General features: G+C 58.6%; 6 protein-coding genes and 1 pseudogene. 1 reads left to right on the top strand and 6 read right to left on the bottom strand.

Features of this window, described 5'->3' with window-relative positions:
• Positions 1-66: 66 nt before the first annotated feature.
• Positions 67-918 carry an IS3 family transposase gene (locus OP495_RS16240; protein ID WP_280570746.1) on the top strand — a complete coding sequence of 284 codons (852 nt, stop codon included), beginning with the start codon at positions 67-69 and terminating at the stop codon, positions 916-918.
• Between the two features lie 30 nt (positions 919-948).
• Here the strand turns inward: OP495_RS16240 and OP495_RS16235 are convergent.
• The 6 genes and pseudogenes from OP495_RS16235 to OP495_RS16210 all read right to left on the bottom strand — a co-directional run.
• Positions 949-1,125: pseudogene (locus tag OP495_RS16235) on the bottom strand (nucleotidyl transferase AbiEii/AbiGii toxin family protein); the annotation flags it as partial.
• A complete protein-coding gene (locus tag OP495_RS16230) occupies positions 1,115-1,612 on the bottom strand; it encodes a type IV toxin-antitoxin system AbiEi family antitoxin domain-containing protein (RefSeq protein ID WP_280570745.1) in 498 nt (165 codons plus the stop codon). The pseudogene OP495_RS16235 and the gene OP495_RS16230, both read right to left, overlap by 11 nt.
• Entirely contained in the window at positions 1,552-1,896 is a 345-nt protein-coding gene (locus tag OP495_RS16225) for an AbiEi antitoxin N-terminal domain-containing protein (RefSeq protein ID WP_280570744.1), read from the bottom strand. Before OP495_RS16225 ends, OP495_RS16230 begins: the two co-directional genes overlap by 61 nt.
• 140 nt (positions 1,897-2,036) lie before the next feature.
• Positions 2,037-2,393, bottom strand: a complete 357-nt coding sequence (locus OP495_RS16220) for a nucleotide pyrophosphohydrolase (protein WP_280570743.1) — start codon at positions 2,391-2,393, stop codon at positions 2,037-2,039.
• A gap of 107 nt (positions 2,394-2,500) precedes the next feature.
• Positions 2,501-4,891, bottom strand: coding sequence for a DNA/RNA helicase domain-containing protein (locus tag OP495_RS16215; protein ID WP_280570742.1), 2,391 nt, complete (start codon positions 4,889-4,891; stop codon positions 2,501-2,503).
• A 285-nt stretch (positions 4,892-5,176) separates the two neighbouring features.
• Positions 5,177-5,558: tripartite tricarboxylate transporter permease (locus OP495_RS16210; RefSeq protein WP_280570740.1), on the bottom strand; the 382-nt coding region annotated here is incomplete at its 5' end.

Genomic DNA, 5,558 nt, shown 5'->3' with positions numbered 1-5,558 from the left:
GTCCGACCTGCGGGAAACCAAGGAGGCGCTGGGCGAGGCCCAACGGCAGATCTACGCGCTTTAAAAGTGGCGTCGCCTGCTCGACGAGGACGAGAACTCGTAAGGTCGCTGCAGGCGGAAATGGCCCAGGAAGGCCGGGTGGTATCACTTGCCAAACTTTGCCGCTGGTTGGGTTTTCCCCGGCGAAGTCTGTATTACCGGCCCAAGAGGCGGCAGCGTGTCGTTAACACGGATCGGACGGCCCGGGTGAAGCTGACGCTGGAACGCTTCCCCAGCTACGGCTATCGTCGACTAGCGTGCGTACTGGGCGAGAACCGCAAGCCGATCCAGCGCATCCTGCAGCTCAAAGGCTGGCAGGTGCGCAAGCGGCCGCAAGGCTTCCGACCTCGCGCCAGAAGCTTGCCGTCGATCACCTCTCGACCCAATGAGCGCTGGGCCACGGATCTCACTCACGTGTGGTGCGGGAAGGATCGGCGGGCCAGCCTGGCGGTCATCATCGACTGTTGCACGCGTGAGATCCTCGGTTGGCGATTATCGGATAATGGCAGCAGTAAGACAGCGGAGGCTGCCTTGGAAGAAGCACTGATTTATCGACTGGGAGCACTGGGGCGCGTTCAGCAGCCGCTAGCACTTCGCTCTGATAACGGGCTCGTCTTTAGCAGTCGCCACTACACGGGCACGGTGAAGGCCTATGGCCTCACGCAGGAATTCACGACGCCGTATACACCGGAACAGAACGGGCTCGTGGAACGCTTCTTCCGCTCTTTGAAGGAGGAGTGCATCTGGCTTCATCGCTTCGAGTCGCTGGGCCAAGCCAGGGTCGTGATCAATCGCTGGATCCGGTATTACAACGAAGAACGGCCACATCAGTCTCTGGACTATGTGGCACCCCGAGCACACCCCGCATTAACGGCGTAGGGTGTGCAGAAATCAGGGGGTCATTACAGCACGGGGCTCCAGCGGCAGGTAGGCCAGGTCGATATCGACCGATAGGCGAGGTAATGGCTGCACGAAGAGGTTGATGGCCGTACCGCCCTTCAGTGCGAAGCACGGCTCGTCATTGAGGAATGGTAGCAGCGAGACCAGCAGCCGGACCTGTTCGTGGTAGCGAGCTTCAATCGGCATGCAGGAACGCCTCGGGCACCGTCACGTGATATTCCCTGTCCAGCTTGCCGACCTGGCAGAGCTGCCGCTTGCCTTTGCCGAGATCCAGTCGACGTGGTTCCAGACGACCGTACCAGGCATGCCCGGCGTGGCGAGCCAGCACAAGGAAGGCCCGCTTTGTTCTCACCGAACGGCACCCCTCCAGCAATGCCTGCAGCCGGCGCGGACGCAGCGTATTGAGCCCGCCGAAGGTGTCGACCAGCTCACTGCTGAACAGCAGCGCATTCGGCGTCACGGCGATCCACTCCAGGATCGCTCGCTCGGGAGTTGGTACCTGCAAGCTGAAGGCCCTTCCGGCCAGCGCGTAGTCCGTGAAGCTGCCGGGAAGCTGCACTGGCAGGCCCTCTTCAGAGTGAAGCGCCATCCGCCCTGTCCACTCGGCGTCACTCAACCACCGGGGCAGCCGAACGGCCTCCTTGCCATACAGATGCGTTGTGCCCTCCCCCATGGGCAGGTAGTGGACAAATCCATGCAGAGCCAGGGCCGTCTGGCCACCTGACCAAATCCCGGGTCGTCGCTTGCCTGCATGGCAAAGACAGCACTCTCCCAGGAAAGAGGCTCCCCAGCTTGGCAGTAGGCGCCATGCCCCACGCGTTGCAGCCAGCCACTGTCGGCCAGCTTACGCGCCTGATCCGAAGTGACGCCGTGTGATGCCAGCCAAGCGGTCGTAACGACGGCGCCATGCGAGATCTTGTGCAGCAGCTGGTTTATCTTCAAGTACAAAATCGCCATTCAAGGCCGCTTTTAGAACAGGATTTAAACCGAAAGCTGAGTCTTCGGCCTTGCTTGAGTCCAAATTTAGCGGGAGGAGGCTTGAGGGGCGACGCCAGGCTGGGAGGCCGCTTCAGAGGACGAAGCGGCCACACATCACGTCAATCCTGATAGTGCGTGTATTTTTTCGCACTTCCCTTCACTTGGTCGGCAGGATATTTCTCCGCATTTTTCTCTATCTTCGCCCGGCATGCCGCTTCGATATCCACATCCAGCTTGCCTGCCAGCCGGATCAGATAGAGCTGAACATCGGCGATTTCGTCGCGCACGGCGGCCAGTTGCTGCTCATCCAGCTCTCTGGACTGCACCTCGGTCAGCCACTGGAAGCGCTCCTGCAGCTCAGCTGCCTCCACCGTCAGCGCCATGGACAGGTTCTTGGGCGAGTGGAACTGGTCCCAGTCACGCTCGGTGGCGAACTGGTCCATTGCGTCGCGGAGCTGCTTGAACGGGTCTGACATGTAGGGTTCACCTGGTTCTGCGGTATCGGATAGCGGTGAGCATGCCTGCTCTGCCGCTCGCTATCCAGCCAGCATCGACATAGGCGACCATTCGGCCACCTACTTGCTCACAGCACGGAGAGAAATTCACCGATGACCTTCAGGTCTTCAAGTTCGTCCTCGAGCACAAGATCCTTGTAGCCGAAGGCGTTAGTCTGGGGCCTGAGCACGATGCGCTGGTTCACGAACTCGCCGTACTCCTCGATCTTTTCGCTCTGATACTGCTTCACCGTGAAGCTACCGCCATGGTCAGGGTCCTCGATGGCTCGATGCTGCACCACGACGACCTTGCCTTGCCGTGTGCCGCCTGGATTCGCACGGAACAAGCACCAAGCGCCGTTGGGGATGCGCCGGTTCATCGACTCTCCCATTACACGGCTGACAAACAGGTCAGGGCTCGCCCGCATGAAATCCGGCAGCTCGACCCAATGCTCGGCTTCGGCGATCTGCATCTCGCTGAACTCGCCGGCAGCGATGCTCAGGTCGTACACGGGTACATGGCGCTTAAACGGCGCCGCCTCATCACGGGTCACAACGGGGAGAGGCAGCCCCTCCAGCATCTCGGCGTCCTCAGATGCATCCAGTCGCCCGGTCGCGGCTTGAGCTCGAGCAAAGGCCGCGAAGTACTCTCGGGTCTCGGGGTCCGTGGCATAGACGTAACAGCCCTTCTGACCCCGCGTCATCAGCGTACGATAGGTGTTCTTGATGATCTCGTCCGCTTGGGCACGGGCATGCTCGGGCTGCTCCTTGAGCATCTTCTTGTAGCCATGCACTGAGCGGTCCTGCCCTGCCCGCTTTCCTGCGTCAGTCACCACGCGGCCGTCACGAATCACGAAGTCGTCTCCGATGATGACGCCGACGTAATCGAATTCGAGCCCCTGGCAGGTGTGGATGCAGCCTACTTGCTCGACAGAATCCTCGGCGATGGCCCAAAGCATGCCATCGTCATCAAGGTTCCACTGGGCCGCAAAGTCATACTCGGGGAGGACGATATCCATGGCCTGCTTGTCCTTCTTGCTCGCCCAAGGCCAGCAGTAGCCCGCGACCATGCGTGCCTTGTTGGCTTTGCGATTCTTCTCACGAATCGCCCGATGCATGGCGCTGGGATCATCGAACACCTGGAAGTCGTAGTCGATGTCATCCAGATCGGTGTTGGCCGTGGTACGAATCTGCAGAGCATAATCAAGCCACGCTAGGTAGCCATCCGAACCGTTACAGCGAAACTGCGACGCCAGCTCGAGCTCTTGCACGTTGGCTCCGCACTCCGCCGCCCGTCGACGGATCTCCTCTATCGTCCCCACATCTTTCAACGTCACGCGCTGCGCCTCATCTATGAAGAAGATCGAGAAACGAGACGCGTCGATCACCTCCTTGATCTGGCTCTCGCCCAGATTCTGGTACATGCCGGACTTTTCATTCAGGCGATGCGCCTCGTCCACGATCAGGGCATGGAAGGTATCCGGCTCAGTATTGACGTAGCTCCCTGAGCCCTTGAACAAGTTGTCGATATGGGTCTTCTTGCGCGTCCCGGTCAGCTTCTTCTTGAAGACTTCCCTTGGGGCCGAGTTACGCGACACGTACTGCGTCATCATCTCACGCCTTGTCAGCTCCACCAGCAGGTTGATGGCCACCACTGACTTGCCGGTGCCCGGTCCGCCCTTGACGATCAGGCACTGCTTGCCACCTTTTTCTGCACGATGCGCAACGTCGATCGCGGTTTCATAGACCAGCTTCTGCTCGTCGATCATCAAGAACTCAGCATTGCCCTGCATCATCGAAGCCAGCGCATCCGCCAGGTTCTTGCTAGGCTTGATCACACCGTGTTCGATGCGATACATGATGTCATTGCTGTCGCCGTACTTGATGTGCTGGCTGAGAAACTCGGAGAGCTTCAAGGCATCAGGCGAGATGAAGACCGGCGCACGGCGCGTGTGGTGCTCGTAGAAGGGATCATTGATGGCGTCGGCCTGCTTCATGTTGTGCAGGTAGGCACAGGGCACCAGACCGATCGACTCGGAGCGTACCGTCTCGTTGTAGTCCTCGATCAGCGCGCCATAAGACCATGCCTGATACGACGGGTGGTTGGTCTCACGGACACCGCCGCCTAGCTGAGTACGCACGATAGCATCTTTTTTGGTCACTTCGACGGACTGCCACTGCTTCAGCTCCACGATGACCGCGGCATCGTCCCGCTGAGGGTTCTTGCCGGTCAGGATGAAGTCCACGCGACGATTGGTCAGTGGAATGTTGTACTCGATGGCCACTCCCGCTGATGCGGGAATTCCCTCTTCGAGCAGCACGCTCATCATGAAGCGAAGAGAGCTTTCCCATGACGTCACCTCACTGCGTGGCGAGTTACGGTTCAGCTTCCGAGCCACCTCGTTCTCGATGGCATCGCTTATGACATTCGCACGCACATCATCGATGAATTGCTGCTTGGTGGCGTTATAAACCAGCATTAATTAAAAATTCCTGTAAAACCATCAATATAGCAACACGCTTACATAATATAAGTTTACAGCACGTCACCTAAGTTGATCGATAAAAAACAACACAGGACAGCCCCTCAAGACAGATACCCCGAGTAGCTTTCAGCCAACTTCTGGATATTCTGATCCATATATTGCAAATGATAAGAACCTGCCGGCCAGCTGCTGCCGCCAGCCGTTCCAGTGCGTACGACACATACAAAAACGCCGCAATCGCCAGTCATCACGATTGCGGCGTTTCCATTCGGCAGCGGTTTAGCCAGACGTCGTGTTGAGCGTTTTTTCCCCAGGCTTGCGAATCACCATGAAGTAGAAGAAGACCGCTGTCAGGACGATGAAGAACAGGCTATCCGGGCTGGTCAGGAAGACCAGTGGGCTACCGTCATTGATCGACAGTGCGCGACGACAGTATTCCTCCAGGCTCGGCCCGAGCACGAAGCCCAGCAGCAGACAGACGGTGGGATATTTCTGCTTGCGCAGGAAGTAGGCCAACACACCAAACACTAGTGCCAGCGCCATCTGGAAGGTCGAGTAGGTCGCGACATAGCTGCCCACCAGCGCCACCACAGCGATGCTCGAGTAGAGAAAGTCGCGACGAATCGACACGATCTTCAGGAAGTACGGCCCCAGCAGGAAG

Source organism: Chromohalobacter sp. 296-RDG (assembly GCF_029889885.1).
Taxonomy (GTDB): Bacteria; Pseudomonadota; Gammaproteobacteria; order Pseudomonadales; family Halomonadaceae; genus Chromohalobacter.
The sequence above is the reverse complement of the archived record's forward strand: the minus strand, read 5'-3'. Positions and strand labels throughout refer to the sequence as shown.